At 78.7% G+C, this 286-nt stretch carries 1 protein-coding gene; it reads right to left on the reverse strand.

Annotated features, from left to right (window positions below; all coding sequences use genetic code 11):
- Window positions 1-102: 102 nt before the first annotated feature.
- Window positions 103-286 (reverse strand): hypothetical protein (locus JHD63_RS23565; protein WP_198973201.1); only part of this gene is annotated, 184 nt, incomplete at its 5' end.

The raw sequence follows: 286 nt of genomic DNA on the forward strand, positions 1-286 counted from the left end.
GGGCGCAGATGTGCTGGCCCACAGCATCCGCGCGCACTGGAGCGTGGAGAACCAGTTGCACTGGAGCCTGGACGTGGCCCTGCGCGAGGATGCCGCGCAGTCCTACAACTGTCTCTTATACACATCTGACGCTGCCGACGAAGAGAACCTAGTGTAGGTGGCGGGGGGGGGGGGGGGGGGGGGGGGGGGGGGGGGGGGGGGGGGGGGGGGGGGGGGGGGGGGGGGGGGGGGGGGGGGGGGGGGGGGGGGGGGGGGGGGGGGGGGGGGGGGGGGGGGGGGGGGGGGG

Origin of the sequence: Xylophilus sp. ASV27 (assembly GCF_016428875.1) — a bacterium.
Classification (GTDB): Bacteria; Pseudomonadota; Gammaproteobacteria; order Burkholderiales; family Burkholderiaceae_C; genus Xylophilus.